At 60.3% G+C, this 26,381-nt stretch carries 28 protein-coding genes; 8 read left to right on the top strand and 20 right to left on the bottom strand.

All coding sequences use genetic code 11. From position 1 onward, the window contains the following. Window positions 1-83: 83 nt before the first annotated feature. The 9 genes from GHO42_RS18735 to coxB all read right to left on the bottom strand — a co-directional run bounded on the left by GHO42_RS18735 (window position 84) and on the right by coxB (window position 8,292). Window positions 84-719, bottom strand: a complete 636-nt coding sequence (locus tag GHO42_RS18735; RefSeq protein ID WP_094999687.1) for an SCO family protein — start codon at window positions 717-719, stop codon at window positions 84-86. Then, window positions 716-1,603 (bottom strand): heme o synthase, encoded by an 888-nt coding sequence (cyoE, locus tag GHO42_RS18740; protein ID WP_153326762.1) that lies wholly within the window; start codon window positions 1,601-1,603, stop codon window positions 716-718. The genes GHO42_RS18735 and cyoE overlap by 4 nt, the downstream gene beginning before the upstream one ends. Beyond that, window positions 1,603-2,652, bottom strand: coding sequence for a heme A synthase (locus GHO42_RS18745; RefSeq protein ID WP_095017883.1), 1,050 nt, complete (start codon window positions 2,650-2,652; stop codon window positions 1,603-1,605). Before GHO42_RS18745 ends, cyoE begins: the two co-directional genes overlap by 1 nt. Before the next feature lie 11 nt (window positions 2,653-2,663). Beyond that, window positions 2,664-3,257: a hypothetical protein gene (locus GHO42_RS18750; RefSeq protein WP_094999690.1), complete on the bottom strand. Its 594-nt coding sequence runs from the start codon at window positions 3,255-3,257 to the stop codon at window positions 2,664-2,666. Further along, on the bottom strand, window positions 3,232-3,969 hold the full coding sequence (locus GHO42_RS18755) for an SURF1 family protein (RefSeq protein ID WP_095020627.1): 738 nt from the start codon (window positions 3,967-3,969) through the stop codon (window positions 3,232-3,234). Before GHO42_RS18755 ends, GHO42_RS18750 begins: the two co-directional genes overlap by 26 nt. Continuing rightward, window positions 3,966-4,853, bottom strand: coding sequence for a cytochrome c oxidase subunit 3 (locus GHO42_RS18760; RefSeq protein WP_153326741.1), 888 nt, complete (start codon window positions 4,851-4,853; stop codon window positions 3,966-3,968). Before GHO42_RS18760 ends, GHO42_RS18755 begins: the two co-directional genes overlap by 4 nt. A 12-nt stretch (window positions 4,854-4,865) precedes the next feature. Beyond that, on the bottom strand, window positions 4,866-5,438 hold the full coding sequence (locus tag GHO42_RS18765; protein WP_094999693.1) for a cytochrome c oxidase assembly protein: 573 nt from the start codon (window positions 5,436-5,438) through the stop codon (window positions 4,866-4,868). A 57-nt stretch (window positions 5,439-5,495) separates the two neighbouring features. Beyond that, a complete protein-coding gene (ctaD, locus tag GHO42_RS18770; protein ID WP_094999694.1) occupies window positions 5,496-7,085 on the bottom strand; it encodes a cytochrome c oxidase subunit I in 1,590 nt (529 codons plus the stop codon). Between the two features lie 82 nt (window positions 7,086-7,167). After that, on the bottom strand, window positions 7,168-8,292 hold the full coding sequence (gene coxB, locus GHO42_RS18775; RefSeq protein WP_153326739.1) for a cytochrome c oxidase subunit II: 1,125 nt from the start codon (window positions 8,290-8,292) through the stop codon (window positions 7,168-7,170). A gap of 346 nt (window positions 8,293-8,638) precedes the next feature. Here coxB and GHO42_RS18780 point away from each other — a divergent pair, with 346 nt between their 5' ends. Beyond that, window positions 8,639-9,274: a hypothetical protein gene (locus GHO42_RS18780; RefSeq protein ID WP_094999696.1), complete on the top strand. Its 636-nt coding sequence runs from the start codon at window positions 8,639-8,641 to the stop codon at window positions 9,272-9,274. Between the two features lie 116 nt (window positions 9,275-9,390). Here the strand turns inward: GHO42_RS18780 and GHO42_RS18785 are convergent, their stop codons facing one another. The 3 genes from GHO42_RS18785 to GHO42_RS18795 are packed head-to-tail and all read right to left on the bottom strand — an operon-like array spanning window position 9,391 to window position 11,273. Further along, window positions 9,391-10,104, bottom strand: a complete 714-nt coding sequence (locus tag GHO42_RS18785; protein ID WP_094999697.1) for a carbonic anhydrase — start codon at window positions 10,102-10,104, stop codon at window positions 9,391-9,393. Window positions 10,105-10,146: 42 nt separating this feature from the next. After that, window positions 10,147-10,641 carry a DUF523 domain-containing protein gene (locus tag GHO42_RS18790; RefSeq protein WP_094999698.1) on the bottom strand — a complete coding sequence of 165 codons (495 nt, stop codon included), beginning with the start codon at window positions 10,639-10,641 and terminating at the stop codon, window positions 10,147-10,149. Then, entirely contained in the window at window positions 10,638-11,273 is a 636-nt protein-coding gene (locus GHO42_RS18795; RefSeq protein WP_094999699.1) for a 2OG-Fe(II) oxygenase, read from the bottom strand. The genes GHO42_RS18790 and GHO42_RS18795 overlap by 4 nt, the downstream gene beginning before the upstream one ends. Window positions 11,274-11,426: 153 nt before the next feature. Here GHO42_RS18795 and GHO42_RS18800 point away from each other — a divergent pair, with 153 nt between their 5' ends. Further along, complete coding sequence (locus GHO42_RS18800; protein ID WP_094999700.1) at window positions 11,427-12,179, top strand: hypothetical protein; 753 nt, start codon at window positions 11,427-11,429, stop codon at window positions 12,177-12,179. A 19-nt stretch (window positions 12,180-12,198) separates the two neighbouring features. Here the strand turns inward: GHO42_RS18800 and GHO42_RS18805 are convergent, their stop codons facing one another. Then, window positions 12,199-13,140, bottom strand: a complete 942-nt coding sequence (locus GHO42_RS18805) for an alpha/beta hydrolase (RefSeq protein WP_094999701.1) — start codon at window positions 13,138-13,140, stop codon at window positions 12,199-12,201. Window positions 13,141-13,248: 108 nt separating this feature from the next. On the opposite strand from GHO42_RS18805, the gene GHO42_RS18810 reads away from it, so the two are divergent. Next, entirely contained in the window at window positions 13,249-13,833 is a 585-nt protein-coding gene (locus GHO42_RS18810) for a DUF6436 domain-containing protein (protein WP_153326737.1), read from the top strand. 40 nt (window positions 13,834-13,873) lie between these two features. Continuing rightward, a complete protein-coding gene (locus GHO42_RS18815) occupies window positions 13,874-16,255 on the top strand; it encodes a penicillin acylase family protein (protein WP_153326735.1) in 2,382 nt (793 codons plus the stop codon). 133 nt (window positions 16,256-16,388) lie between these two features. On the opposite strand, the gene ubiA is transcribed toward GHO42_RS18815, so the two are convergent. Together ubiA and GHO42_RS18825 are read right to left on the bottom strand one after the other, a co-directional pair. Continuing rightward, entirely contained in the window at window positions 16,389-17,279 is an 891-nt protein-coding gene (ubiA, locus tag GHO42_RS18820) for a 4-hydroxybenzoate octaprenyltransferase (RefSeq protein ID WP_153326733.1), read from the bottom strand. Continuing rightward, on the bottom strand, window positions 17,279-17,842 hold the full coding sequence (locus GHO42_RS18825) for a chorismate lyase (RefSeq protein ID WP_094999706.1): 564 nt from the start codon (window positions 17,840-17,842) through the stop codon (window positions 17,279-17,281). The genes ubiA and GHO42_RS18825 overlap by 1 nt, the downstream gene beginning before the upstream one ends. A gap of 203 nt (window positions 17,843-18,045) precedes the next feature. Here GHO42_RS18825 and GHO42_RS18830 point away from each other — a divergent pair, with 203 nt between their 5' ends. From GHO42_RS18830 to GHO42_RS18845, 4 genes are all read left to right on the top strand, one after another. Then, window positions 18,046-18,213, top strand: a complete 168-nt coding sequence (locus GHO42_RS18830; protein WP_003437744.1) for a rubredoxin — start codon at window positions 18,046-18,048, stop codon at window positions 18,211-18,213. A gap of 40 nt (window positions 18,214-18,253) precedes the next feature. Next, on the top strand, window positions 18,254-19,402 hold the full coding sequence (locus tag GHO42_RS18835) for an NAD(P)/FAD-dependent oxidoreductase (protein WP_094999707.1): 1,149 nt from the start codon (window positions 18,254-18,256) through the stop codon (window positions 19,400-19,402). A 189-nt stretch (window positions 19,403-19,591) separates the two neighbouring features. Continuing rightward, window positions 19,592-19,867 (top strand): HU family DNA-binding protein, encoded by a 276-nt coding sequence (locus GHO42_RS18840; RefSeq protein ID WP_016782719.1) that lies wholly within the window; start codon window positions 19,592-19,594, stop codon window positions 19,865-19,867. Window positions 19,868-20,057: 190 nt separating this feature from the next. Continuing rightward, window positions 20,058-20,438 carry a helicase gene (locus tag GHO42_RS18845; RefSeq protein ID WP_094999708.1) on the top strand — a complete coding sequence of 127 codons (381 nt, stop codon included), beginning with the start codon at window positions 20,058-20,060 and terminating at the stop codon, window positions 20,436-20,438. Window positions 20,439-20,571: 133 nt separating this feature from the next. Here the strand turns inward: GHO42_RS18845 and GHO42_RS18850 are convergent, their stop codons facing one another. From GHO42_RS18850 to exbD, 5 genes are all read right to left on the bottom strand, one after another. Then, window positions 20,572-21,966 carry an aminoacyl-tRNA deacylase and HDOD domain-containing protein gene (locus GHO42_RS18850; RefSeq protein WP_169916456.1) on the bottom strand — a complete coding sequence of 465 codons (1,395 nt, stop codon included), beginning with the start codon at window positions 21,964-21,966 and terminating at the stop codon, window positions 20,572-20,574. A gap of 75 nt (window positions 21,967-22,041) precedes the next feature. Next, window positions 22,042-24,117: an ATP-dependent DNA helicase RecG gene (gene recG, locus GHO42_RS18855; RefSeq protein ID WP_094999710.1), complete on the bottom strand. Its 2,076-nt coding sequence runs from the start codon at window positions 24,115-24,117 to the stop codon at window positions 22,042-22,044. An 11-nt stretch (window positions 24,118-24,128) separates the two neighbouring features. Continuing rightward, complete coding sequence (locus tag GHO42_RS18860; protein ID WP_094999711.1) at window positions 24,129-25,049, bottom strand: hydrogen peroxide-inducible genes activator; 921 nt, start codon at window positions 25,047-25,049, stop codon at window positions 24,129-24,131. 162 nt (window positions 25,050-25,211) lie between these two features. Then, window positions 25,212-25,958 carry an energy transducer TonB gene (locus GHO42_RS18865; protein ID WP_094999712.1) on the bottom strand — a complete coding sequence of 249 codons (747 nt, stop codon included), beginning with the start codon at window positions 25,956-25,958 and terminating at the stop codon, window positions 25,212-25,214. Beyond that, window positions 25,955-26,380, bottom strand: a complete 426-nt coding sequence (gene exbD, locus GHO42_RS18870) for a TonB system transport protein ExbD (RefSeq protein WP_016782713.1) — start codon at window positions 26,378-26,380, stop codon at window positions 25,955-25,957. The genes GHO42_RS18865 and exbD overlap by 4 nt, the downstream gene beginning before the upstream one ends. Window position 26,381 lies beyond the last annotated feature (1 nt).

Below are 26,381 nucleotides of genomic sequence, written 5' to 3' on the forward strand. Positions count from 1 at the left end.
CATCATTGCGGTTTGTCTGAAAGACCGTGTCGCCTGCATCGCAGGCAAGCCAGCGCCCACCCAGTAACCTGCAGCCCCCCTCCTTACTTGCGTTCAACCAATCCCGGCAACTGGGCAACCATCTTCTGGTTGTTGAACGGTGCGCGGATAAACCCTCGCTGAGTGCCGTCCGGCCCGATCAGCGCAAGATTGCCACTGTGATCCACCGTGTAGTTCGCCTTGCTGGTATCGGCGGGAATAAACGGGATGCTCACCGCGTTGGCGAGTGTCTGCAGCTCTTCAATGGAGCCCGGCGTCAGCCCCACAAACTGCGGGTCAAAGTAGCCCAGGTATTGCTTGAGCTGCTGCGGCGTGTCGCGATGGGGATCAACGCTGACCAGCACGATCTGCAGCTTGTCCTGTACCTCTTTGGGCAGCTCGCTTTTGATCTGGCGCAGTTGGGCGAGGGTGGTCGGGCAAATGTCCGGGCAGAAGGTGTAGCCAAAAAACAGCATGCTCCACTTGCCTTTCAGTTCATTCATCACCACCGGCTGACCGTCCTGGTTGGTCATCGTCACGTCCGGCAGTTGGCGGCTTTGCGGCAGCAAAATGATCCCGGCATCGATCAGCGACGTGTTATCGCCCTGGTTTTTACCCGACATCATTTTGTTAAACGTCAGGCCCATGACCAAGGCCACCAGCGCAACGAGAATAAAGACGGTCTTTTGAATTTTAGTCATAGGTTCAACATCAGATAGTGGTCGACAAGCAGCGCGATAAACAGCAGGAACAGGTAGTAGATAGAGTACTTGAACGTGTTGATCGCCGCGTGCGGCTGGGTGCCACGGTACAGCACCCACGCCCAATGCAGAAAGCGTGCGCCCAACCCTAGCGCACAGCCCAGATAGAGCAAGCCGCTCATATGGATCACAAACGGCAGCAGACTCACTGCCAGCAGGGCACAGGTGTACAGCAGGATATGCACCTTGGTGTAGTGTTCGCCGTGAGTGACCGGCAGCATCGGGATATCGGCCTTGGCGTATTCTTCCTTGCGATGAATGGCCAGGGCCCAGAAATGCGGCGGGGTCCAGGCGAAGATGATCAACACCAGCAGCAACGGCTCGGCGGTGACCTGCCCGGTAACCGCCACCCAGCCCAGCAGCGGTGGGGCAGCCCCGGCGAGCCCCCCGATAACGATATTTTGCGGTGTGGCCCGTTTCAAAAAACCGGTGTAGATCACCGCATAGCCGAGCAACGACGCCAGCGTCAGCCAGGCTGTCAGCGGATTGGTAAACACCAGCAGCAATCCCATGCCCGCCAGCGCCAGCAACAGAGCGAAGGTCAGCGCAGCAACCGGCGACACTCGCCCCTGTGCCAGCGGGCGCTTGTGGGTGCGGGCCATGACGGCGTCAATGCGCCGGTCCACTACATGATTGACTGCGGCCGCAGCACCGGCACACAGGCTGATGCCCAGATTGCCGAAGATCAGCACCGGCCAGGGCACGCCGGCGCGGGTCGCCAGGAACATGCCCACCAGCGACGTAATCAGCATCAAGACCAGCACCTTGGGCTTGGTCAGCTCCAGATAATCGCGCCACAACGCCCGCTGTGCCTGCTCGCCCATCAAGGTCGCCACGGTTGTTCTCCTTTGAGGCTGTAGGTCCAGCGGGAAAATCGTGGCGCCCGAGCCCGTACCAGCACTGCGCGTGCGTGGTAATTGACCAGCACCAGGGTCAGCAGCAAAGCCGCCCCCCCGGCGTTGTGGGCCACCGCCACTGCCAGCGGCAAGCCAAACAGCACATTGCTCAGGCCCAGGCCGATCTGTGCCGCCAGCGCCACCAGCAGTAACCCCGCAAGACGGCTCATGCCGACCTTGCGCAATTGCCAGGCCAGACCCAGCAGCACGCCGGTCAGCAGCATGGCGCCCAAACGATGGGTGAGGTGAATCGCTGTACGGGCTTCGCTGTCCAGTTGCCCACCCAGATAGTTGGGGCCAATGTGCTGAGTCAGATGAAAACCATTGGCGAAATCGGCTTCAGGCCACCATTGGCCATGGCAGGTCGGCACATCAACACACGCCACGGCGGCATAGTTGGAGCTGACCCATCCCCCCAATGCGATCTGCAGGATTGCCAGCATCAGCCCGGCGCTGGCCCAACGTTGCAAACGCCGCGGTACCGCCAGCGCGGGCAATACGCCAGAGAGGCGCAAGGTCAGCAAAAACAGCAAACTCAAGGTGGCAAAGCCGCCGAGCAGATGCCCGGTGACAACCTGCGGCCATAGTTTGAGCGTCACCGTCCACATGCCAAAGGCCGCCTGGGCGATCACCACCAGCAGGATAAACAGCGGCAGCTTGAGCGGCTGATCGGGCAAGTGCCGCTGCCGCCAGGCACGGGCTGCCAGGAGTACGATCATCAGGCCCAGGGTGCCAGCGAAGTAACGATGGGTCATCTCGCTCCACCCTTTATCGGCCTCCACCGGGGCATCGGGAAAATGCAGCTCGGCATGGGCCAGTTGCGCCTCGGTCTTGGGCACGCTGATAAAACCGTAGCAGCCCGGCCAGTCAGGGCAGCCCAGCCCTGCATGGGTCAGGCGGGTGTAGGCGCCGAGCAGCACCACCACCAGCGCCAGCAAGGTGGCAAGCAAGGCGAGACGAAATCCGGCTTTGGCCATGGCGTAGCCCTCTATCCGATATTGGACAGCTTCAGCAGCAGGCGCAGGTCGTTGAGCACGTCCTTGCCGATCACCCCGTAGGCGTAGCGCAGCACCAGATTGCCGTGGGGGTCGATGATCCACAGTTGCGCTGCACCGTTGCCCTCGGCTCCCTGCGTATAAGTTGGCAGGTCCAGGGCGTAGCGCTGCAGTTGCGGGTATTCGAGTTGCAGCTTGGCCGCGTAGGCCGCATCCACGGGGTGTGCCGCTGCCAGTGCGTGGGTTGCGCGGGAGGCATCGCGACCCAGGCCGATCTGCAGCTGGCGGGCCAGGTACACCAGTTGCTGGCAATCCGTAGCGCAACCCTGAGGCGCGGTCACCAGCAGCTGCCAGCGTTGTTCATCGGCCGTCACCCCAAGGGCAGCGCGGCTTTGCCCGTTGCCGATTAGCTCGCCGTGGTAGCTGCGGCTTTCGGGCAGCCAGAATTTGAGTTGGTACATGCACGTGGCCAGCACCATGGGGCCGATAGTGAGCAGCAGGATAAGGATCAGTTGCAAGCGCCCGCGCCGTCGTGTGGTCGGGGGCAGGGTGCGTGTGCTTTCAGGCGGATTGATGGCCGTTCCCATGGCGTTTCTCCTGAGCAGTGTGCCAACCGAGATACAGATAAAGACCGAGTAACGCCAGTGCCATAGCGAACCATTGCACGGCATAGGCAGTGTGTTTTTCCGGGCCCATGCCCGTGGAGATCAGTGGCCAGTCGGCCAGATACGCTGCGGGCCCGGGGGCGATGCGCACCTCGTCGGCAAAGCCTTCACGGCCCAGTTCGGCCCACAGTTTGGCTGGCATCACAGCCGTCACCAGCCGTGGCCAGGGCGCGCCCAGCGGGTCGGGGTGCAGCTGGAAGGGCGTTCCCGGTGATTCGTAGACCCAGGCCTGAATATCCAGTATCTGCTCCGGGGTGCTGAACTCGGGTGGCTTAAGGCGGCTCGGCCATGGCAACCAGCCGCGATTAAGCCACAGCCACTGGCCGCTGGCCTGATCCTGAAAGGGTTGCAGCAACTCCACACCGACCTTGCCATCGCGCATGCGGTTGTCCAGGAGCAGGCTGTGTTGACCGTCGAAATGGCCGCGCAGCTGCACGCGGCGAAAGGCCGGATCATCGAAGGTGAGCAATTGCCCGACGGTCACCGGTGCAGCCACCTGACGCTCGGCGTAGTGGTTGAGCAACTCACGCTTTTGCTCGCCCCGGTCAAGCTGCCAGAAGCCCAGAAACACCAGCAGCGGCAGCACCGCCAACACCACCAGCGTGGGGGCAAAACCAGGGCGAAAGCGCGTCATAGCACGTAAACAAACAAGAACAAGCCGAGCCACACAACATCAACAAAATGCCAGTACCAGGTTGCGGCCTGGAATCCGAACTGGTGCTCGGCATTGAAGTGGCCGCGCACAATACGGATCAGCATGATCAGCAAAATCAGCGCGCCGATGGTCACGTGGGCACCGTGAAAACCGGTGAGCATAAAGAAGGTCGCACCGTAGATGCCTGAGCCCAGAGTCAACCCCAGCTCTTTGTAGGCGTGGACATATTCCTCGGCCTGGAACCCCAGGAAGCCTGCACCCAGCAACACCGTCAGCCCCAGCCAGAACTTCAGCGCGCCGCGATGGCCTTTGTTCAATGCATGGTGGGCGATGGTCAGGGTAACGCTGGAACTGACCAGCAATACGGTATTAAGCAGCGGCAAGCCCCACGGGCTGATGGTCCCTTTGGGCGGCGGGTACAGGGCAGGGTCGGGGGTGTGCAGCAGTGGCCAGGTGAACTGAAAGTCGGGCCACAGCATATGTGCCACTGCCTTGCTGCCTTCGCCCCCCAGCCACGGGCCGGCAAAGTGGCGTACATAAAACAGCGCACCAAAAAAGGCGAGAAATAACATTACCTCGGAAAAAATAAACCAGGTCATGCCCCAGCGAAAGGAGCGGTCGAGCTGCGAGCTGTAAAGCCCGGCGCGACTCTCTTTGATCACTGCGCCAAACCAGCCGAACATCATGTAGGCAACGATCAGACCGCCGACGAAAAAGATCAGCGGCCCGTGGGATTCAGGCCGCGCCGCCTTCAGATCGTTGAACCATGTCCCCAGTCCATACACCGTGACCAGCAAGCCAATGGTGGCAATGATCGGCCACTTGCTTTGCGCCGGTACGTAGTACTGATCGTGAGTTGCCATGGGGCGTTCTCCTTATCGGGAAGGCTGGTCAGCGGCCTTGCCGGCGATGGCGGCGACGGGCGGATGGCGAGCGGTGATATCGAACAGCGTGTAAGCCAGCGTCAGGTGTTTCACATCCTTGGGCATGGCCTGATCGACGATAAAGCGCATGGGCATTTCGATCCGTTCACCCGGTTGCAGCACCTGTTGGGTAAAGCAAAAGCACTCGGTCTTGTGGAAGTACCGGGCCGCTTCGGCGGGCGAAATGCTCGGCACTGCCTGCGCTGACATCGGTTGACCGGTAGGGTTGTAGGCAACAAAGACCATCTCGTTGACCGCGCCCGGATTGACCACCAGTTGATCGCCCTTGGGGTAGAACTCCCACACCATGTCGATGGCATTGGTAGACAGGAATTGCACCCGTACCTGACGGCTCGGGTCGACCACTTGCTCCCCTTCGTACTGCCCGGCGGTCTTGCCATTGATGCCGAAGGCCTTGCACATCACGTCGTAAATCGGCACCAGGGCAAAGCCAAAGGCAAACATCACCACCACCAGCAGCGACAGGCGCAGGACCAGGCGTTTGATGGGGGTTGAGTTGTTCACGCTTGATCTCCTTGGAGCAAAAGCCCCTCTCCCAAAGGGAGAGGGGACTTTGACCTTTCACTTGATTTCCGGCGGCGTGGTAAAGGTGTGGTACGGCGCGGGCGAAGGCACGCTCCATTCCAGACCTTCGGCGCCGTCCCACGGCTTGGCCGGTGCTGGCGGCCCACCGCGGATGCATTTGATGACAATAAACAGGAACAAAAACTGCGTCGCTCCAAACATGAACCCACCAATCGACGACACCATGTTGAAATCGGCAAATTGCAGGTTGTAGTCCGGAATCCGCCGCGGCATACCCGCCAGTCCGACAAAGTGCATCGGGAAGAACGTCAGGTTCATGCCCACAAAGGACAGCCAGAAGTGCAGCTTGCCCAGGGTTTCGTCGTACATGTGGCCGGTCCATTTCGGCAGCCAGTAGTAGGTCGAAGCGAAGATGCCAAAGATTGCCCCCGGCACCAGCACATAGTGGAAATGCGCCACCACAAAATAGGTGTCGTGGTACTGAAAGTCCGCCGGGGCAATGGCCAGCATCAACCCGGAAAACCCGCCGATGGTGAACAGAATCACAAAGGCCACGGCAAACAGCATCGGCGTTTCAAAGGTCAGTGAGCCTTGCCACATGGTGCTGGCCCAGTTGAACACCTTGACCCCGGTGGGCACCGCGATCAGCAGCGTGGCGTACATGAAGAACAGCTCGCCCACCAGCGGAATGCCCACCACAAACATATGGTGCGCCCATACGATAAACGACAGGAAGGCGATGCTGGCCGTGGCGTAGACCATCGAGGTGTAGCCAAACAGCGGCTTGCGCGAGAAGGTTGGAATGATCGCGCTGACGGCACCGAAGGCCGGCAGGATCATGATGTACACCTCGGGATGGCCGAAAAACCAGAACACATGCTGGAACAGCACAGGGTCACCGCCACCTGCGGCGCTGAAAAAGCTGGTGCCGAAGTGGATATCCATCAGCATCATCGTCACCACACCCGCGAGCACCGGCATTACCGCAATCAGCAGAAAGGCGGTGATTAACCAGGTCCAGACAAACAGGGGCATTTTCATCAGGGTCATGCCGGGGGCGCGCAGGTTGAGGATGGTGGCGATCACGTTTATCGCGCCCATGATCGAGCTGATGCCCATCAAATGGATTGCAAAAATGAAAAAGGTCACGCTTTCGGGTGCGTAGGTCGTGGACAGCGGCGCGTAGAACGTCCAGCCGAAGTTGGGCCCACCCCCGGCGGTGAATAGCGTCGAAATCAGCAGTAAAAATGCGGCGGGCAACAGCCAGAAGCTGAAATTGTTCATCCGTGGCAAGGCCATGTCCGGTGCGCCGATCATCAGCGGGATCATCCAGTTGGCCAGGCCGACAAACGCCGGCATCACCGCGCCGAAGACCATGATCAGACCGTGCATGGTGGTCATCTGGTTGAAAAAGGCCGGGGCCACGATCTGCAGGCCGGGCTGGAACAGCTCGGCGCGAATCACCATGGCAAACGAGCCGCCAAGCAGAAACATGCAGAAGCTGAACCACAGGTACAAGGTGCCGATGTCCTTGTGGTTGGTGGTCAGCACCCAGCGCATCAGGCCTTTGGCCGGGCCATGGGCCTGACCGTCTGCATGGCCGTGGTCATCGATAACAGCACTCATGTCCTGACTCCTGCAAACAGCTGGACCAAGAAGCCAGTGGCAGATTGCCCCCGACCGTTACGTGCACACATCCCCGGGCGGCTCATTTGCCTTGTTCCTGCTTGAGCGCCAGCACGTCTTTTGGTGTCACCATGTCGCCCTTGTTGTTGCCCCAGGCGTTGCGCTCGTAAGTCACCACCGCAGCGATGTCGACTTCCGACAGTTGCTTGCCGAAAGCGGCCATGGCGGTACCCGGTTTGCCGAAGAACACGCGGTGCAGGTGGTCGGCGGCAGGGCCGGTGGCAACAGGTGAACCCTTGAGTGCCGGGAACATCGGCGGCAGGCCCTGGCCCTGAGCCTGGTGACAGGCCACGCAGGCGGTGTGATAGACCTTGTCGCCACGCGCCACCAACTCGTCGAGGGTCCACTCTTTACTGGTCAACTCCTTGAGTTGCGCGGCCTGGGCCTTGCGTTCGGTCAACCAGGCGTCGTAATCGGCCCTGGTTTTGACATCAACCACAATCGGCATAAAGCCGTGGTCCTTGCCACACAGTTCGGCGCACTGGCCGCGGTAAAGGCCAGGCTTCTCGACGCGGGTCCAGGCCTCGTTGATAAACCCCGGAATGGCGTCACGTTTGACTGCAAAGGCCGGCACCCACCAGGAATGGATGACATCGGCCGAGGTCACCAAAAACCGCACCTTGGCGCCTATGGGCAAAACCAGCGGTTCATCGACCTCGAGCAGGTAATGCTCGCCCTTGGGGGCCTGGTTGTGGATCTGGTCGGCGGGGGTGGCCAGGTTGCTGAAAAACTCGACGTCCTGGCCCAGGTATTTGTAATGCCATTTCCACTGATAGCCAGTGACCTGGATATCCACATCCGATTCACTGCTGTCATAGATATGGATCAGGGTGCGGGTCGCGGGTACAGCCATGGCGATCAGGATCAGCAGGGGGATGACTGTCCACAGGATTTCGACTTTGGTGCTCTCATGAAACCTGGCCGCTTGCTGGCCTGTGGAGCGACGGTGAACGATCATCGACCAGAACATGGCCCCGAAGACGATGATGCCGATCACCACACAGATCCAGAAGATGGTCATGTGCAGGTCGAAGACCGCATGACTGACTTCGGTTGCACCTGGCGTCATATTCACGGTCCAGGCCGCTTGTGCCTGGCTGAACACTGACCACAACAGCAGGCCCATCCATAACTGTGGATGTCGCATCGCGGTGTTCCCCTTTATTTTTCTTGTTATTGCGCCGGTCTGCATCTGTACACGGGCAGCGCTACAAGGGGGCGGTGTTCCAACCAGCTGTTCCTTACCGCCGAGCCTCGTCTGCTCAAGCAGTCGGGCGTCATCGAATAACGGTTACAAAAACGAGTATAGACACAGGGCCCGGCCCCGCAATATGAGGGGCCAAAACAATGAAATAAGGGGCCATCGACAAATGGCACTCACTGCCCGGTCACAAAATGAATGACAATACTCCCCCTGAAAAACCCCTCTCCTTGACCTGAGAGGGCTACTTTTTTAAAAGTACCCCCCTGTCTAGCACCCCCCTGGAGTTCCCATGAACACCGCCGCCATCCGCGTGCAGATCTCGCGTGCCCAAGACCATGAGGCTGAAACGGGTCTGCTCGCCAAGCATCTGGCCGCTCAATTGCCACACCTTCACACCGCCATCCAATTGCCTGAAGTCGACCGTAATGTGGTGATGACGCGTTTCGTCAGCGCCTATATCGACCAGGTGCCCGACTTGCTCGATGCGGCCAATGAAGTCGCTCGCGAGGCCGGTATCGAGTCGCAGATCAAGCCGATCCTGAAAATCGCCGAGCAATTCTTTGCCCAGCCATTGCCGCTGCTCGTTGGCCACGAAGGGCTGGAGGGTTTGCTGGACGAAGCGTACCTGGCGCACCGCCTGGTCGAAGAGGTCAACGACCTCTATATCAAGCACTTCCAGCAGCCGTTGATTCCGCTGGACATGACCGTGGCCAACCTGATCGCCCACCAGTTGATTGGCGAAGACTTTGCCAACCAGCTGGATGCCGCCGTGCATCATGCGGTTGACCTGATGCTCAACGAAGAGAGCTTTGCCCTGGAGTCGGTCGAAGCCTATCGCGAGCGCCTGACCAGCCCTGAAACGGGCGCAGCCTGGAAGCGCTGGCCGTGCCTGTCCAAGCAATTGGGTGTTGGCCTGGCGTTGTAAGATCTTTGCAGGCTTTTTGTGGGAGCTGGCTTGCCTGCGATGCAGACGCTGCGGTTTAACTGACATACCGCGCTGATGCAATCGCGAGCAAGCCTGCTCCCACCGCTCATGCGCGTTTAAAACCGCGCTTTGGGCGTCGCGCTCGGGATCGGGCTGGTGCCGTCCAGTGGCAGGAATTCGCCCTTGTCGGCGTCGTAGGCCTTGATTGCGCTGGTTTCGATGTCGTAGACCCAGCCATGGATAAACAGATGCCCATTGGCCATACGCGACGCTACCGACGGGTGCGTGCGCAAGTGCTGCAGTTGGGCAATCACGTTTTCTTCGGTCAGCACGTGCATGCTTTCAGATTCATTGGCGCAGTTGCAGTTGTCCTGCACCATGGTCTTGGCCACTTCTACGTGGTGCAACCAGGCTTTTACCGTCGGCATTTTTTTCAGGCTGGCGGGGTTGAGCACGGCGCGCATCGCGCCACAATCGGAATGCCCGCAAATAATGATGTGCTGCACGCCCAGTGCCAGTACCGCGTACTCGATCGCCGTGGAAACACCACCGTTCATCTGACCGTAAGGCGGTACAACGTTGCCGACGTTACGGGTCACGAACAGATCGCCCGGTGCGCTCTGGGTGATCAGCTCGGGCACGATGCGCGAATCGGCACAGGCAATAAACATCGCACGGGGGTTTTGCGCCGTGGCCAGCTTTTTGAAAAAGGCTTCTTGTTCAGGGAAGATTTCGTGATGAAAGTGCAAAAAACCATCAACGATATGGTGCAGTGCTGAATCGGCACTTTCAGCTGCGGCCGAGGGCTGCGATTTAGGCTTGTCAGTCATCGTTGTATCCCTGGGCAATGTGATGGCGGATATTACCTGAACTCATTTCTGCGTCAAAACACCCAGTGCTTTGGCCGCTTCTTCGAGCTCCAGCTCACTGAATACCTGCACCCCTGCACGGGTCAGCAAGGCTGCAGTCACGCCCTGCCCCTCGACTTTGACACCCCTAAAGCTGCCGTCATAGGTCAGTCGATTGCCGCAGGACGGGCTGTTGGCCTTGAGAATGGCAATGCGGATGCCGTGGCGCTCAACCAGCGCCAGTGCCTGACGCGCGCCGGACACAAACGCCTCGGTTACGTCTTCGCCTTCAGTGGTAATGACTGCAGCCTTACCCGCGAGCACCTCGACCCCTTGGCCGCCGGGGATCTCTGCTGCAGCGCGTGGCGTGGGCAAGCCGCCCGCCACTTCCGGGCACAAGGCAATCACCCGGCCTTCGGCCTGCCATTGCGCCAGTAGTGCATAGGGGCCGCTGGCGCCGCCGTCGTAGCGTACGCGATGCCCCAGCAGGCAGCGACTGACCAGTACTTTGGGGCTCATACAAACACCTCGGTGGCACGACGGCGAAACCAACCGGTCAACGACAGACGGTCACGGGTCGCAGGCATGACTTCATGGGGGATTTCGCCCGAGAGAAAGACCACCAGACACCCGCCGGTCGGCAACACGTCATAGTCGATATCGCCGTCCAGGTACATGCGCAAATGCCCACCATGCTCGGGCAGCCAGCCCTGGTTGAGATAGACCACGGCCGACACCATGCGCCGGTCATCATCCCGAAAGCGGTCCAGATGCTTGAGGTAAAACGCACCGGGCGGGTAGAGCGCAAAGTGGCTTTCAAAGTCCTCCAGGCCCAAAAAAAGCCTGCGATTCATGGCGATTCGCAGGCTTTCCATTAACCCCAGGTAACTGTCGCAAGCCAGCGCCTCTCCCGGCTCCAGCCATTGGATATGGTCACCGCGTATTCCCTCGCGTACCTCCTGAGTCACACCGCGGCCGACCGCTGCCGGGGTCAGTTCGCCTTCAGCTGAACGTTTATGGCACTCAGCCGCCAGTTCGAGGGTCAGAGCCTCGGGCAGGAAAATATTTTGCTGTGACCATCCCTGCGTATACAGGTCGTCGACGATGCGTAGCAACAGCGGGTGATCAGAGGGTATTTGCATGGCGCGCATAGTATCGAGCCGCCTCAAAATCTGACAGCTCCGTCTGGCTGGCAATGTCGAAATAAATCACCTGCACGCTTTAATGCCCATATGAGCAAGACGAATTCTCGACAAGTCCTACGCCACACCCGGACAATAGCGCCCTGCAGACAGGAGCCCCTCATGCGCCGCTTGTTTTTACTGTTAATGATGTTTTGTACGTTACCCGCATGGGCAGACAACCTTGATGATCTGTTTACGGTCGCCGGCTGGCCGCAACAACGTGAGCACTTCAATGATGCGCTGGGCGCTGCTCAGGAGCGTTATCGCAACAATTTGCCGCCAGCGGTCTACCAGGCGTTGGTCAACAACAGTAGCCAGCGTTTTGCACCTGCGGCGATGGATAAGCGGGCCAAGGAACAGATGCGTAGCAACTTGCCTGATCCGAAGCCGGCGCTGGTGTTTTTCCGCTCGCCATTGGGCGGCAAAATTGTCGCCGCCGAGCTGTTGGCCACGCGCCGCGATCAATTGGCCATGCATGCGCAGGGCCTGCCGCGCATGGACGCCGACGCTACCCGCCAGTTGCTGATCAATCATTTGTCTCGCGCACTGCCTGCCCGTGAAGCCGGGGCCGAAGTCAGCCTGGCGATTGCCGGTGTTGCCGCGGACAGCTTGAGTTCGATGATCCCGGGGCTATTGGGTGGCGGGCAAGCGCAGAGCATGTTGAACGGGCAGCGCCAGCGGTTGATGGATCAGATCGGCGGCGAGCTGGATAACACCTTGCTCTACGTGTATCGCGATCTGTCTGACCCGGAGCTGGAAGAGTTCGTTACCTTTGCGCAATCGCCTGAAGGCAAGACCTATTATCAAGCAGCCCTGGCAGCGGTTCGCGCCGGGCTGGCAGTGGGGCAAAGCACTGCCAACCTGAATCCATAGGACAGCGCCCTTCAGGGTCTCAGAAATACTTGTCCAGAAAAGCGAAATATCGCGCACGTATCTCGGGCGTTTCATTCGCCAGATGGTGCCGGGCTTCAGGCAACAGCAGTGTCTGCGGCTGATTGAACTTGGCCTTGAGCACCTCAAGGTTATGCTGCCAATCCACCGTTTTATCGTCCTGGCCCTGAATCACCAGCGGCTGCCGCGCACTCGGTGCTGCGCCTTCAATTCGCGGGATCCAGCGCGCCAGGGCACCCACCCAGGCCGTTGGCAAGCGCACCGGTTGCAGAGGATCGGCTTGCAGAAACGGTAAAAAAGCCGGGTCGTTGGAGTTTTCGCTAAAACGCCGGGCAATGCCTTTGACGAACGGGCGCAGCAGGTAGTAGCTGAGTTTCGACCAGCTCCAGCCCTTGGGTCGCACCAGGGGCGAAAGCAGTATTGCCTGGCCCTGTGCCGGGCTTTGCGCACCGCAGCGCAACAGGTGATCGAGCACAATCGCTCCCCCCGTGCTTTGCCCGCACAGATGCCAGGGCTGCGGCAACTGCAATGATTGCGCTTCGATAAACAGGCCTTGCAGCACCGCCTGGTACCGCGCGAAATCGTCGATACTGGCCCGCTCGCCACTGGACAGCCCGTGCCCCGGCAGATCACAGGCGATCACTACAAATCCGTGGTCCAGCCCCCATTCGATCACATGCCGGTAAAGCCCCATATGATCGTAAAACCCGTGAATCACAAACAAGGTCGCCACGGGTGACGAGGCTGGCCACCACACCTGACTGACGATCTCGTAACCCCCCGCAGTGAAGCGCCCCAACTGACGTTTGACTGGCGCCTGACGATGGGGAAAATCCAGACCGTAATAACGCTGATACGCCAGGGCTTCACTCGATAACGGCTGGCCCGCCGCCAGCGGCTGCAGGCTGGCGCGCAAGGAATCGGGAGAAAACAGGGCAGGCATAGAGGCTTCCAGACAGGGCGCAGGCGCGCAAAACAGGCTTTATAGACCTTCAATATTCATCTGTCAGGTCAAGCATGGCAAGCTACGCGGCCTTCAAGGAGCTTTCCAATGCCGGTGCCCCCGTTCAAAACCCTGTTGGCCTGCCTGCTGACGCTGATCTGCGCGGTGGGGTTGTGGACGGCCTACGACTGGTTCCAGGGCCGCTATATCCGTGCCTTCAGTGATCAGGCCGCTTTGTTCTCCGGGGATGTACTGAGCCTGCCCGCCGAACTGTCGGGTCCGGGTGCCATTCGCGTGGTGCACTTCTGGGACCCGGCGTGCCCTTGCAACGTTGGCAACCAGCAGCACCTCAGCGAGCTGCTGGCTCATTACGGGCCGCTAGGCGTCGAGTTTTACTCACTGCAAAAGCCCGGCACCCTGGGCCAGTTGCCTGCCACCCTGGGCGCGATCAAACCTTTGGCCAGCCTGCCCGGCGCCGAGCATGTGAGTGCCAGCCCGGCCGTGGCCATCTGGGACCGCAGTGGCCAACTGGCCTACTTTGGCCCCTACAGCGAAGGGGCCACCTGCAACGCCAGCAACAGTTTCATAGAACCCATCCTGCAAGCCCTGAGCGAAGGTCGCCCGGTCAAGGCCACCCATACCATGGCGGTGGGCTGTTACTGCTCCTGGCAAGATAAAAGCGCCGCCCACTGATATCGCCTCGGCGCGTACGACCAGAACAAGGAGTTGCTTCATGAATCGCAGCCTGACCGTTATCGCCGTTGCCATAGTCGTTCTTGCAGGCGGCGGGGCCTGGTACGTGCAGAGCAAACTGCCCGTACGCCAGGGGCAAGTGGCGCTTGCAGCGTTGCAGGGGCCGGTCACGGTGCGTTATGACGAGCGCGGTGTGCCGCATATTCGTGCAGGCAACCAGGCGGATATGTACCGGGCCCTGGGCTACGTTCAGGCACAAGACCGGCTGTTTCAGATGGAGATCATGCGCCGCCTCGCCCGGGGCGAACTGGCCGAGGTGCTGGGCCCCAAGCTGGTCGATACCGACAAGCTGTTTCGCAGCCTGCGCATCCGTGAGCGGGCTGCGAGTTACTTGACTGAGCTGGATCACCAGTCCCCGTCATTTCTGGCCTTGCAGGCGTACCTGGACGGGATCAATCAATACCAGGCCAACAACCCCAAACCCGTGGAGTTCGACCTGCTGGGCATCGCCCCCCGGCCCTTTACCGGCGAAGATACCATCAGTGTCGCCGGCTACATGGCTTACAGCTTTGCCGCCGGCTTTCGTACCGAACCGCTGCTGACCTATATACGTGACCAACTGGGCAGCGATTACCTGAAAATCTTCGACCTCGACTGGCAGCCCCAGGGCGTATTGTCTCCTGCACTGGCGGCCAGCGACTGGGAAACCCTGGGGGCGCTGGCCCAACTGAGCGATCAGGCCCTGAGCCAGGCGGGCTTGCCGCAGTTTGAAGGCAGCAACGCCTGGGTGGTGTCAGGCAAACGCACACAAAGTGGCAAGCCACTGCTGGCGGGTGACCCGCATATCCGTTTTGCGGCACCGTCTGTGTGGTACGAAGCGCAGCTGTCGGCACCGGATTTCGACCTGTATGGCTACCATCAGGCGCTGGTGCCGTTCGCTTTTCTGGGCAACAACCCCGATTTTGGCTGGAGCCTGACCATGTTCCAGAACGACGATCTGGACCTGATCGCCGAGAAGACCAACCCCGATAACCCCAATCAGGTCTGGTATCACGGTCAATGGGTCGACATGACCCGCAGCGAACAGCAGATTGCCGTCAAGGGCGAGGCGCCGGTGACCCTCACTCTGCGCCAGTCGCCCCACGGGCCGATTATCAATGACGTGTTGGGCGCTACCGCGGGCAACACGCCGATTGCCATGTGGTGGGGCTTCCTGGAGAGCAAGAACCCGATCCTCGAAGGCTTCTACCAGCTCAACCGTGCTGACAGCTTGAGCAAGGCGCGTACGGCTGCGACCTATATTCAGGCGCCCGGTCTGAATCTGGTGTGGGCAAACGCCAAGGGTGATATCGGCTGGTGGGCAGCGGCGCAACTGCCCAAGCGCCCGGCCGGAGTCAATCCGGCGTTTATCCTCGACGGCGGCACAGCACAGGCCGACAAAGACGGTTTTTACCCGTTCAGCGCCAACCCCCAGGAAGAAAATCCGGCGCGGGGTTATATCGTGTCAGCCAACTTCCAGCCATTGTCACCTGTCGGCATCGAGATCCCCGGTTATTACAACCTGGCTGATCGCGGCCAGCAGCTTGATCGTCAGCTCCGCGATGACAGCGTCAAATGGAACCTGAAAAACAGCCAGGCCCTGCAGCTGGGTACCGCCACGGGCTACGGTGAACGTGTGCTCAAGCCTCTGTTGCCGGTGCTGCGCGAAGTGGTCACGGACCCGGGCGAACGCAAACTGGTGGAGCAACTGGCACAGTGGAAGGGCGATTATCCGCTGGACTCAACTGCGGCGACCTTGTTCAACCAGTTTTTGTACAGCCTCACAGAGGCCACCATGCGCGACAAACTGGGCGACAGTTTTTTTGATGCCATGCTGACTACGCGTGTGATCGATGCTGCCTTGCCGCGCCTTGCGGCCAGCCCGGATTCACTGTGGTGGGACAACCGCAGCACCGCGCGCACAGAAACCCGCGCCGATACGGTCAAGGTGGCGTGGCAGGCCAGCATCGCCCATTTGAAGGCCACCCTGGGTGACGACCCCGGGCAATGGCGCTGGGGCGTGGCCCACACCCTGACCCATGAACACCCGCTGGGGCGGCAAAAGCCCCTGGACTGGCTGCTCAACGTCGGCCCCTTCGCCGCCCCCGGCGGCCACGAAGTGCCCAACAACCTCAGCGCCAAACTGGGCAATGCCCCGTGGCCAGTGAGCTACGGCCCGTCTACCCGGCGCCTGATCGACTTTGCCGAGCCGTCCCACGGGCTGACCATCAACCCGGTCGGGCAAAGTGGCGTGCCGTTCGACAAGCACTACCGCGACCAGGCCGAGTCCTACATCGAGGGTGATTACGACAAACCGCATATGGACGAAAACGAAATCCAGCTCAATACCCGCAGCACCTTGCGGCTGGTGCCAGCGGGGTAAGGCCGATGTGGGAGCGGGCTTGCTCGCGACTGGATCGTCGCGGTCTTGCAGCGCCACCGCGCTGTCCGCATCGCGAGCAAGCCCGCTCCCACAGGGGTTGGGTCAGCGTTGAAAAAACTCGCGGGGCAGGGGCTCAAGCCACCGCATAATTGAGCACGATCCCCACAAAAATCGCCAACCCTGCCCAGTGGTTGTGCAGGAAGGCCTTGAAGCAGCGCTGCGGATCACGGTCGCGGGTGTACCAGAATTCCCACACAAAACAGCCCGCCGCCGCCAGCAGGCCAAGGTGGAACCAGCCGCCCAGCTCAAAGTGCGACCCTGCCAGCAGCAGGCAACCCAGGGCCAGACCCTGCAGGCTGAGGATGATCACGCGGTCGGCATCGCCAAACAGGATGGCGGTGGATTTAACCCCGATCTTGAGATCATCTTCGCGGTCGGTCATGGCGTAGTAGGTGTCGTAGGCCACTGTCCACAGCAGGTTGGCGATGTACAGCAGCCAGGCCGCAGCCGGCAGGCTGCCGGTCTCGGCCGTAAAGGCCATCGGTATGCCCCACGAGAACGCTGCGCCCAGCACCACTTGCGGGTAGTAGGTGTAGCGCTTCATGAACGGGTAAGTGGCCGCCAGTGCCAGCGCGCCAAATGAAAGCCAGATGGTCGGAGCATTGGTGCACAGCACCAGCAGGAAGCTGACCCCCATCAACAGCGCAAAGAACACCAGGGCTTCTTTGCTGCTGATTTTGCCACTGGCCATAGGCCGTTGTTCTGTTCGTTTGACATGACCATCCACCTTGCGGTCGGCAAAGTCGTTGATCACGCAGCCGGCAGCACGGGTCAACACCACGCCTAAGACAAAAATCAGCAGGTTACCCACCGAGGGTACGCCTTTGGCGGCCACCCACAATGCCCACAAGGTCGGCCACAGCAGCAGGTAGATGCCGATGGGCTTGTCCATGCGGGTCAGCTGGATAAAGTCCCAGGCACGAGGGTTGAAACGGTTGAGTGATTTGAGCAGGCGCGTGTACATCAATTGTTCTCCGACCGGGCACCGAGGGCGGCCCACAGTTTGGGTAAAAACACTTCGGCCACCAGCACGCTCAGTTTGCCACGCACAAAGCGCGAGCGGCGTGCCCACAGGTGATCGACCTGATCAGCCTGCGGCAACCAGTTACGCGGGTAGTGGCACACCTGCAGGGCTCCGCGCTCAAAGGCCTGGTCGCTGAACAGCAACTCCCCCAGCGAGCGGTTGCCCAGTTCGTCCATGTTCAGGCCACCCTCTTGCAGTGAGCTTTTACCCGCGACACTGCGTGCAAACACCCAAGGCTCACCGTGCCCGCGCAAATACACTTCGCGCACCCAGCCCTGAACGCCTTCAGGCAGGTCCAACGCAGCGCATTCATCCGGGCGCAGTACTTGCCAACCTTCATAAAGTGGAAGCACGCTGAAGGCATTATCTGAAATTGCAGTGAGACGCCGAGTCAGAGAGCCCTCGTCAAATAGCCAGTCCAGGGTCTGTGTGTCAGGCAGCGCAGGAAGTTGGCCTTGTTCAAGCCAGACAGGGGGGATAAGCGGAGAAGTTATGTGCGGCACGGTGGGTCATAATTGGCAGCCATTGAGGTCGGCGAGCTTATCACGCGGATCCTCGAATGAGCGTCCAAGGGACTTTTGCCCGTATTGGTGCTTGCATCTGCGGGTGGTCATCAGTACAAAACGCCCTGAATTTGACGAGTAACACGGCGCCTGTTGATAAGTCCGTGGCCTTGTCCAAGCCTGAACCTTTAGGAAATACCCAGATGAAGAAGTGGCAATGCATTGTATGTGGACTGATTTATAACGAAGCCGACGGCTGGCCGGATGATGGCATCGCCCCCGGTACCCTGTGGCAGGACGTACCTGAAGACTGGCTGTGCCCGGATTGTGGCGTCGGTAAAATGGATTTCGAGATGATTGAAATCAACTGATCAACCCTTTTAAAACCTGATTCAACTTCTGGAGATTGGCATGAACGCACCTGTCGTGATCGTTGGCACCGGGCTGGCCGGCTATAACCTGGCCCGTGAGTTTCGCAAGCTGGACAGCGAAACCCCGCTGCTGTTGATCACCTCCGATGACGGGCGCTCTTACTCCAAGCCAATGCTGTCTACCGGCTTTGGCAAAAACAAAGAGGCTGACGGCCTGAGCATGGCCACGCCCGAGGCGATGGCCGAGCAGCTCAAGGCCCAGGTGCGTATCCATACCCGCATCAGCGGTATCGACCCGGGCCACAAGCAATTGTGGATCGGTGAAGAGGCGGTGCCCTATCGTGACCTGGTGCTGGCCTGGGGTGCGCAAACGGTGCAGGTCCCGGTGGAGGGCGACGCCCAGGATGCGATCTTCCCGATCAATGACCTGGAAGACTACGCGCGTTTTCGCGCAGCTGCCGCAGGTAAACGCCGCGTCCTGATCCTGGGCGCCGGGCTGATCGGCTGCGAATTTGCCAACGATCTGATCGCAGGCGGTTATGAGGTCGATCTGGTCGCGCCCTGCGAGCAAGTGATGCCTACCCTTTTACACCCCGCTGCTGCAGCGGCGGTGCAGGCTGGCCTCGAAAGCCTGGGCGCACGCTTTCATCTGGGCCCGGTGTTGACCCGCCTGCAACGTACCGACAGCGGCCTCGAGGCGCATTTGTCGGATGGCAGTGTCGTTCCGTGCGATGTGGTGGTGTCCGCCATCGGTTTGCGCCCTCGCATTGATATGGCCGCCGCTGCGGGGATCAAGGTCAATCGCGGGGTTGAGGTGGATCGTCAGCTTAAAACCTCTCACTCCCATATCTACGCGCTGGGCGATTGTGCCGAGGTCGATGGCCTTAACCTGCTGTATGTGATGCCGTTGATGAGTTGCGCCCGGGCGCTGGCGCAAACCCTGGCAGGCAACCCGACCGCGGTCAGTTACGGAGCCATGCCCATTACGGTGAAAACCCCGGTTTGCCCGCTGGTGGTGTCACCTGTGCCGCGTGGCTACGAGGGTGTGTGGACCGTGGAAGGCCAGGGCGCCGATATCAAGGCGCTGTGCCGCGACGCAGACGGCAAGTTGCTCGGTTATGCGCTGACGGGTGAGGCTGTTCGAGAAAAACTCGCGCTAAACAAAGAGCTGCCTGCACTTTTGGCGTAAAAGCGGCTCATTCTGTCGCATATGCCATTGCCTTGACTCAACAAAGCCTGTGCAGAGGCTGGCGCCGACCTTGGTCGCGTGCCATTCTCACACGGGTCTGCCGCAGTTTAGAGCCTGCGGCGCCTTGGGCGCTGCTCCGTAGAGAGCAGCACGGACATAACAACAAAAAACCGTCAATGAGGCTTCATCATGCGTAAACCCGATCTCGCCGCAGCTATCGCTGAAAAGGCTGACCTAACCAAAGAACAAGCCAACCGCGTTCTCAATGCGGTGCTGGAAGAAATCACCCAGGCCCTGCATCGCAAGGACAGCGTTACGCTGGTCGGCTTTGGCACCTTTATCCAGCGCCACCGCGGTGCCCGTACGGGGCAAAACCCGCAAACCGGCCAGCCGGTCACCATCAAGGCCAGCAACACGGTGGCGTTCAAACCGGGCAAATTCCTCAAGGACAGCGTGAATCCTTAAGGCGCGGGCTACATGAAGAATGGGCAAGCTGGCCTTGCCAGCGGCCCGTTCTTGAGAAAACACGGGCCGATTGTGCGGCCATAAGTGGCAAAACCTAGCCCATCTACGCCTAACTCTGCAGAAATATGGCGTTCTTCGCTCAAATCGTTACACTGCGCCGGCCATTTTTTATTTCCCCGAGGCCGCGTACATGAAATTTCGTTTTCTGCTCTGGATGCTGGGCTTTTTGATGGGCAAAGCCAGCCGCAACAATCCTGCTTTCCAGCAACAATTGGTGGACAAGGATCTGGTGTTCCAGCTGCAAACCCTCGACGGCAAAGTGGCCCGTCATTTCAAGGTCAAAGACCAGCGCATCACCAGCCACGGCGGCCTGTACCCCGAGCCGGCGTTTGCCATCGCCTTTAAAGATGCCGCCTACGGCTTCGCTACGCTGCAGGCGAAGAACAAGCAACTGGCGTTCATGACAGGGATTCAGGACAAGTCGATTCAGATCAAGGGCAACCCGGCGCTGGTGATCTGGTTCCAGGGCCTGACCAAGTACCTCAAGCCGCGTAAAAAGGCCAAGGCTTAAGATCAAAAGCCCCTCACCCTAGCCCTCTCCCAGAGGGAGAGGGAACTGACCGCGCGCGATTTCAAGAGCACCGACAATCAGCGCCTTTCCCTCCGGGAGAGGGTTGGGGTGAGGGGCTTGTGCTTTTAGCTATTCAAGCCTGACCGAACTGCGCTGCCATCTCGCGCAGCAACACTTCAGCCTCCAATACTTTGCCCACCACCGCCTCAGCCTTTTCTCGTGGCACGCCAAGACGCTCGAACAACGCATCCGGCAACGGCGCACACGCACCGTGACCGACTCCACGGCTGCGCAGCAAGCCCAGCGCCACACACACCAGGTTCGGATACTGCGCATCCACCCCCACATAAGCCGGGTCGTGTTGATAGCGTACGGCAATCGCCAACTCATCCGGCATCCCCCAAAAACGCATCAGCCAGGCGCCCATCTGTTCACGGCTGATACCCAACAGGTGCTGCTCGATCAGGCTGTGGCTGACATGGGGGTTTACCTCAAGATGCCGGCAGATCAGCGAAAAATGCGGCGGAAACACATGGGCCAGCAGCAGGTAACCAAAATTGTGCAGCAACCCGCCCAGATAAGTCATGCCGACTTCGGGGCGCTGCTCCCGGGGCATAGCCCGGGTCAGCCCTTCAATCACCGCCGCGGTGTAGATCGACTGCTGCCAGTAAGGAGTGCTCGATTGCGGATGGTCCTTGGGCAGGCTCAGGGTTTTGCCCAGCGACAGGCTGAGTGCCAGGTTGATCACCAGATCAACCCCCAGCACGCGCACAATGGCGTCTTCGACCGAGCGAATCTTGCTCTGCGAGGCGTAAAACGATGACGAGGCCCAGCTCATGACCTGCGCCGCCAGCGCCGGGTCAGTTTCCACCACGCTGGTGATTTCATCGATGGTTACGTCAGGGTCGGAGCGCAGCCGCATGATTCTGCGCACGCTCTCGGACAGCGGTGGCAGTTCGATGGTGGCCTCCAGCCGCTGCTGGATGCGCCGCGCCGTGAAGGCCTGCACTGCCCGGGTGATGGCCTCGCCATCGTCCCCGCCGAGATCAGGTGTGATGGCGCCCAAGGGCTCGCCAAAACGGCCGGCGCTGGCGTTTTTGAGCAGGGGCTTGAAGTCTTGCTGGGCAATCTCCAGCCACAGGCCCGGTTCACCCGTGCTGATTAGCAGCGAGGGTTGTTGCAGCAAGTGTTCTTCGTACAGGCAGGGCGAGTTGACCAGCGCCGGCAAGCCCGGCAGCTGGCTCAGGCCATGCTTGTCCAGCAAGACCTGCAGGCGCTCCGGCGCAACGGCGGTCATGCGCCGCCCGGTCAAGTCGGCCAGACGGTTCAGATCAAGTAAATGATTCTGGGTGAACAGCACCAGCAGGGGACCGATCGAATCGTCGAGCAGTACGGCGTGCACCTTGCGCGCAGGGTCGAGCCCCGGGTGATCCGGGACTTTGCGATAGGCAACAGCCAGGTCACCGAGCAAGCGCCCGATAACGGACGGCGTGCTCGCAGCAACAAGGGCACTGGCAACTTCAGTCATGGTCTGCATCCGTTCTGTACAACTTGATTTTGATTAGCTCTTGATCGGCCGCCGGGCCATTTACTGAATGGTCTTTTACACCTGACCATATTGCTGACCGTGGCGCAGCCAGCGATCAAGCAGGGGGCTGACATGGCTCGGCCAGCGTTCGATCAACGCCTGGGCGGCCTCGCGCACGGCGGGCAGCAGGTCGGCATCGCGCATCAGGTCGGCGACCTTGAATTGCAGAAGACCGGTCTGGCGGGTGCCGAGCATTTCGCCGGGGCCGCGCAGTTCGAGGTCTTTTTCGGCGATCACAAAGCCATCGTTGGTCTCGCGCATGATGCCCAGGCGCTGACGGCCGATTTGTGACAGCGGCGGGTGATACAGCAGCACGCAATGGCTGACGGCGCTGCCCCGGCCCACGCGACCGCGCAACTGGTGCAGCTGGGACAGGCCGAGGCGCTCGGGGTTTTCGATGATCATCAAGCTTGAGTTGGGCACGTCGACGCCCACCTCAATCACCGTGGTGGCCACGAGCAATTGCAGCTCGCCAGCCTTGAAGCGCGCCATGACTTCAGCTTTTTCAGCGGGCTTCATTCGCCCGTGAATCAACCCGACGCGCAGCTCACCCAAGGCGCTGGAGAGGTCTTCAAAGGTGGTTTCGGCAGCCTGGCAGGTCATTTCTTCAGACTCTTCGATCAGGGTGCACACCCAATACGCCTGGCGCCCTTCAGCGCAGGCGGCGCGCACCCGCTCGATCACTTCGAGACGCCGCGTATCGACCACCAGTACCGTATTAACCGGAGTACGGCCCGGCGGCAGCTCGTCGAGGATCGAGGTGTCGAGGTCGGCATAGGCGCTCATGGCCAGGGTGCGCGGGATCGGCGTGGCAGTCATGATCAGCTGGTGCGGGCACATCACCCCGCCCACGCCCTTGTTGCGCAGGGCCAGACGTTGCTGCACGCCAAAGCGGTGCTGTTCGTCGATGATCACCAGCGCCAGGTTTTTGAACTGCACGTTGTCCTGGAACAGAGCATGGGTACCGACCACCATCGGTACGCCGCTGGCGATTTGCTCCAGCGCACTGACCCGGGCCTTGCCCTTGAGCTTGCCGGCCAGCCACGCCACTTCAAGGCCCAAAGGCTCGAGCCAGCGCTTGAAGTTGATGAAGTGCTGCTCGGCGAGGATTTCCGTGGGGGCCATCAGGGCAACCTGATAACCCGCCTCAAGTGCTTGTAACGCTGCCATCGCCGCAACCACGGTCTTGCCGGAGCCCACGTCGCCCTGAATCAGGCGCAACATGGGTTCGGGCTGACTGAGGTCGTAGGCAATCTCGTTGCCAACCCGGGTCTGCGCGCCCGTCGGCGGGAAACCCAGATTGGCGAGGAACTGCACTGGCAGTTTTTTCGCCTTGGGCAACGCCGGGGCTTGTTGTGAACGCAGGCTCTCGCGCAGTCGCTGTTGCGACAGCTGGTGAGTCAGCAGCTCCTCAAAGGCCAGGCGGTGCTGGGCCCAGTGATGGCCCAGGGCGAGTTCTTCAACATCAGCATTGGCAGGCGGCTGATGCAGATAGCGAATGGCTTCATCCAGCGGGGCCAGTTGATAGTCCTTGGCCAGCTCCGGCGGCAACCAGTCGGGCAGGCTGCGCGGGCCGAGCATGGCCAGGCTTTGCTGGCTGAGCTGACGCAAGCGCTGTTGGGTCAGGCCTTCGGTGGTGGGGTAGATGGGCGTCAGCGTGGTGTCGACAGGTGGCGGTTCGTCGCCGGTAATGGCGCGGTATTCGGGATGGTAGATCTCCAGCCCCGAAGCGCCGGGGCGGGCTTCGCCATAGCAGCGCACTTCGGTGCCACGTTTGAGGCTTTCCTTCTGCGCATTGCTGAAGTGGTAGAAGCGCAGACTCAGGCCGCCGGTGCCATCGTTGATGCGCACCAGCAAGCTGCGGCGCTTGCCCATGACCACGTCGGCGCCAATGACCCGGCCCTCGACAACGGCATCCTGACCGGGGCGCAAAGCGCCAATCGGGACAACGCGGGTGCGGTCCTGATAGCGCAACGGCAAATGGAACAGCACGTCCTGGACGTTTTCCAGTCCGACCTTGGCCAATTTTTCGGCCATGGCCTCACCGACGCCCTTGAGCGCGGTGACCGACACTTTCGACAACTCGGTCATTGCAGTGGCACTTAGGTCGCGGCAGGCGGCTTGGCCACCGAGCACAGGCGGATCGAGTCGGCGAGGATTTCAATCGCCTTTGGCCGCGGGAAGCTGGCGCGCCAGGCGATGGCAACGGTACGGAACGGTACCGGCGGGGTCAGCGGACGCACGGCCAGGATGCCCGGGGCATAGTGATGACTGTCGACAGCCGACAACGGCAGGATCGAGATACCCAGGCCGGAAGCGACCATGTGGCGGATGGTTTCCAGCGAGCTGGATTCGACCGTGGTGTGCATGGCGCCATCATTGCCTTTGGCCACGGTCGGGCAGGCTTCCAGCACCTGATCGCGGAAGCAGTGACCTTCGCCCAGCAACAGCAGGCTCTTGTCGTTGAGCAGGCTGGCGTCGATGGTGTCTTTTTTGGTCCACGGGTGCTCGCTGGGCATGAGCACGTAAAACGGCTCGTCATACAGCGGCATGGTCAGCACGTCGGCTTCCTGGAACGGCAGGGCGATGATGATTGCATCCAGCTCGCCGTTGCGCAGTTTGTCGCGCAGCACATGGGTGAAGTTTTCTTCGATATACAACGGCATCTGCGGGGCAACCCGGTGCAGTTGCGGGATCAGATGCGGGAACAGATACGGACCCACGGTATAGATCGCGCCTACTTTAAGCGGAGCGGTCAGCTGGTTCTTGCCGGCCTGAGCCAGTTCGCGAATGCCCTGGGCCTGCTCCAGCACCTTTTGCGCCTGGGCCACGATGGCTTCGCCCACGGGGGTTACACGCACGGCACTTTTGCTGCGCTCGAAAATCAGCACACCGAGTTCGTCTTCCAGTTTTTTCACACCCACCGACAGGGTCGGCTGGCTGACATGGCAGCGCTCGGCGGCGTGGCCGAAGTGCTGCTCTTGGGCGAGGGTAACGATGTAGCGTAATTCTGTAAGCGTCATAGCGTGCGTCCCTGTGGTTGCGGGCCAAGCATAGCGGCTGCAATCGATAGACGCACGTTATCAGACATTACCCTCAGAGCTACAGTAGCCAATCAAGGTATGACTGGTTTTTTATCCAGACCGCAGATGCACAAAGGGCACCCTGAGGTGCCCTTTGTGGTGTTAGCGCCGACGTTTATCGATGGAATAAACGAAGGGTGCCACGATCTCGATGCTGCCATTGGTCAGCATTTCAGGCGGCGGCTTGGGCAAGGGTTGTGCCCGGCGAATCATTTCCAGGGTGGCCCGGTCCAGATCGGCGTTGCCAGAGCGCCCTACCAGTTCGTAGGACAGTACCTTGCCTTCGGCGTCTACCACGAAGCGCAGACGGTTCAAGCCTTCCTTGCCACGGGATTGCGCAGCAGGCGGGTACTTTTTGTACTTGCCCAGGTGACTGAGCAAAGTGCCTTCCCAACTGGCCTTGGCCGCCAGTTGTTGCGCCGACGGCCCCGGTGCCGGTGCAGCGGATTTCTCGCTGGTATTTTTGGTCGGCGTTGCGTCGCTCGGTTTCTCTTCTGAAGGTTTCTCTTTGACCGGGTCCGGTTTTTCCACAGGCTTGGGCGGTTGAGGCTTTTGCTTGGGCTTGACCGGTTTGGGTACAGAAATCTTCGGCTTGGGCGCTTCGGCCAGCTTGGGTATCGGCAACTCTTCCACTGGCGCCGGGGGTTGTGGCGGTGTCACCACTTTGGGCGGCGCAGGCGGCGGTGGTGCTGGCAACGGCGCCAGGTCAACCATCATCGCTTGCGGCGGAAGTTCGATAGCGCGCGGGTTGGACCATTGCAGGGCCAGAATCACGGCCACTGCATGGATGGCCAACACCGCGGCCAGGCTGATTGCGTAACGCGTCATCTTTTGGCGCGCTATGGTCATTTCTTGGCTGCCGTCTCAAGTCCGACCAGACCCACCTTCAAATAACCCGCTGCGCGCAAAGCATCCATCACGCTCATCAGGTCACCGTAGTCCACGCCCTTGTCGGCCTGGAAGAAGATCGTCGTGTCTTTGTTGTTGTGGGTCCTGGCATCCAGGGTCGGGCCCAGGGCTTCAACCGTGACCGGCTCTTCGCCCAGGTACAGGCGCTGATCAGCCTTGACGCTGAGGAACACCGGTTTCTCAGGGCGAGGCGCCGGTTTGGCGCTGGAAGCAGGCAAGTCAACCTTGATATCCACAGTGGCCAGCGGTGCTGCCACCATAAAGATGATCAGCAGTACCAGCATCACGTCAATAAAGGGGGTGACGTTGATTTCATGGTTTTCGGCGAGATCGTCATCGCCTTCTTTTAAATGCAGGCCCATG

The organism is Pseudomonas sp. FSL R10-0056, assembly GCF_009600105.1.
Taxonomy (GTDB): Bacteria; Pseudomonadota; Gammaproteobacteria; order Pseudomonadales; family Pseudomonadaceae; genus Aquipseudomonas; species Aquipseudomonas bubulae.

What these genes read in the sequence shown, in the direction of transcription:
- GHO42_RS18735 (WP_094999687.1), bottom strand. Translation starts at nt 719, where the DNA reads ATGACTAAAATTCAAAAGACCGTCTTTATTCTCGTTGCGCTGGTGGCC.
- cyoE (WP_153326762.1), bottom strand. Translation starts at nt 1,603, where the DNA reads ATGGGCGAGCAGGCACAGCGGGCGTTGTGGCGCGATTATCTGGAGCTG.
- GHO42_RS18745 (WP_095017883.1), bottom strand. Translation starts at nt 2,652, where the DNA reads ATGGCCAAAGCCGGATTTCGTCTCGCCTTGCTTGCCACCTTGCTGGCG.
- GHO42_RS18750 (WP_094999690.1), bottom strand. Translation starts at nt 3,257, where the DNA reads ATGGGAACGGCCATCAATCCGCCTGAAAGCACACGCACCCTGCCCCCG.
- GHO42_RS18755 (WP_095020627.1), bottom strand. Translation starts at nt 3,969, where the DNA reads ATGACGCGCTTTCGCCCTGGTTTTGCCCCCACGCTGGTGGTGTTGGCG.
- GHO42_RS18760 (WP_153326741.1), bottom strand. Translation starts at nt 4,853, where the DNA reads ATGGCAACTCACGATCAGTACTACGTACCGGCGCAAAGCAAGTGGCCG.
- ctaD (WP_094999694.1), bottom strand. Translation starts at nt 7,085, where the DNA reads ATGAGTGCTGTTATCGATGACCACGGCCATGCAGACGGTCAGGCCCAT.
- coxB (WP_153326739.1), bottom strand. Translation starts at nt 8,292, where the DNA reads ATGCGACATCCACAGTTATGGATGGGCCTGCTGTTGTGGTCAGTGTTC.
- GHO42_RS18780 (WP_094999696.1), top strand. Translation starts at nt 8,639, where the DNA reads ATGAACACCGCCGCCATCCGCGTGCAGATCTCGCGTGCCCAAGACCAT.
- GHO42_RS18785 (WP_094999697.1), bottom strand. Translation starts at nt 10,104, where the DNA reads ATGACTGACAAGCCTAAATCGCAGCCCTCGGCCGCAGCTGAAAGTGCC.
- GHO42_RS18790 (WP_094999698.1), bottom strand. Translation starts at nt 10,641, where the DNA reads ATGAGCCCCAAAGTACTGGTCAGTCGCTGCCTGCTGGGGCATCGCGTA.
- GHO42_RS18795 (WP_094999699.1), bottom strand. Translation starts at nt 11,273, where the DNA reads ATGCGCGCCATGCAAATACCCTCTGATCACCCGCTGTTGCTACGCATC.
- GHO42_RS18800 (WP_094999700.1), top strand. Translation starts at nt 11,427, where the DNA reads ATGCGCCGCTTGTTTTTACTGTTAATGATGTTTTGTACGTTACCCGCA.
- GHO42_RS18805 (WP_094999701.1), bottom strand. Translation starts at nt 13,140, where the DNA reads ATGCCTGCCCTGTTTTCTCCCGATTCCTTGCGCGCCAGCCTGCAGCCG.
- GHO42_RS18810 (WP_153326737.1), top strand. Translation starts at nt 13,249, where the DNA reads ATGCCGGTGCCCCCGTTCAAAACCCTGTTGGCCTGCCTGCTGACGCTG.
- GHO42_RS18815 (WP_153326735.1), top strand. Translation starts at nt 13,874, where the DNA reads ATGAATCGCAGCCTGACCGTTATCGCCGTTGCCATAGTCGTTCTTGCA.
- ubiA (WP_153326733.1), bottom strand. Translation starts at nt 17,279, where the DNA reads ATGTACACGCGCCTGCTCAAATCACTCAACCGTTTCAACCCTCGTGCC.
- GHO42_RS18830 (WP_003437744.1), top strand. Translation starts at nt 18,046, where the DNA reads ATGAAGAAGTGGCAATGCATTGTATGTGGACTGATTTATAACGAAGCC.
- GHO42_RS18835 (WP_094999707.1), top strand. Translation starts at nt 18,254, where the DNA reads ATGAACGCACCTGTCGTGATCGTTGGCACCGGGCTGGCCGGCTATAAC.
- GHO42_RS18840 (WP_016782719.1), top strand. Translation starts at nt 19,592, where the DNA reads ATGCGTAAACCCGATCTCGCCGCAGCTATCGCTGAAAAGGCTGACCTA.
- GHO42_RS18845 (WP_094999708.1), top strand. Translation starts at nt 20,058, where the DNA reads ATGAAATTTCGTTTTCTGCTCTGGATGCTGGGCTTTTTGATGGGCAAA.
- GHO42_RS18850 (WP_169916456.1), bottom strand. Translation starts at nt 21,966, where the DNA reads ATGACTGAAGTTGCCAGTGCCCTTGTTGCTGCGAGCACGCCGTCCGTT.
- recG (WP_094999710.1), bottom strand. Translation starts at nt 24,117, where the DNA reads ATGACCGAGTTGTCGAAAGTGTCGGTCACCGCGCTCAAGGGCGTCGGT.
- GHO42_RS18860 (WP_094999711.1), bottom strand. Translation starts at nt 25,049, where the DNA reads ATGACGCTTACAGAATTACGCTACATCGTTACCCTCGCCCAAGAGCAG.
- GHO42_RS18865 (WP_094999712.1), bottom strand. Translation starts at nt 25,958, where the DNA reads ATGACCATAGCGCGCCAAAAGATGACGCGTTACGCAATCAGCCTGGCC.
- exbD (WP_016782713.1), bottom strand. Translation starts at nt 26,380, where the DNA reads ATGGGCCTGCATTTAAAAGAAGGCGATGACGATCTCGCCGAAAACCAT.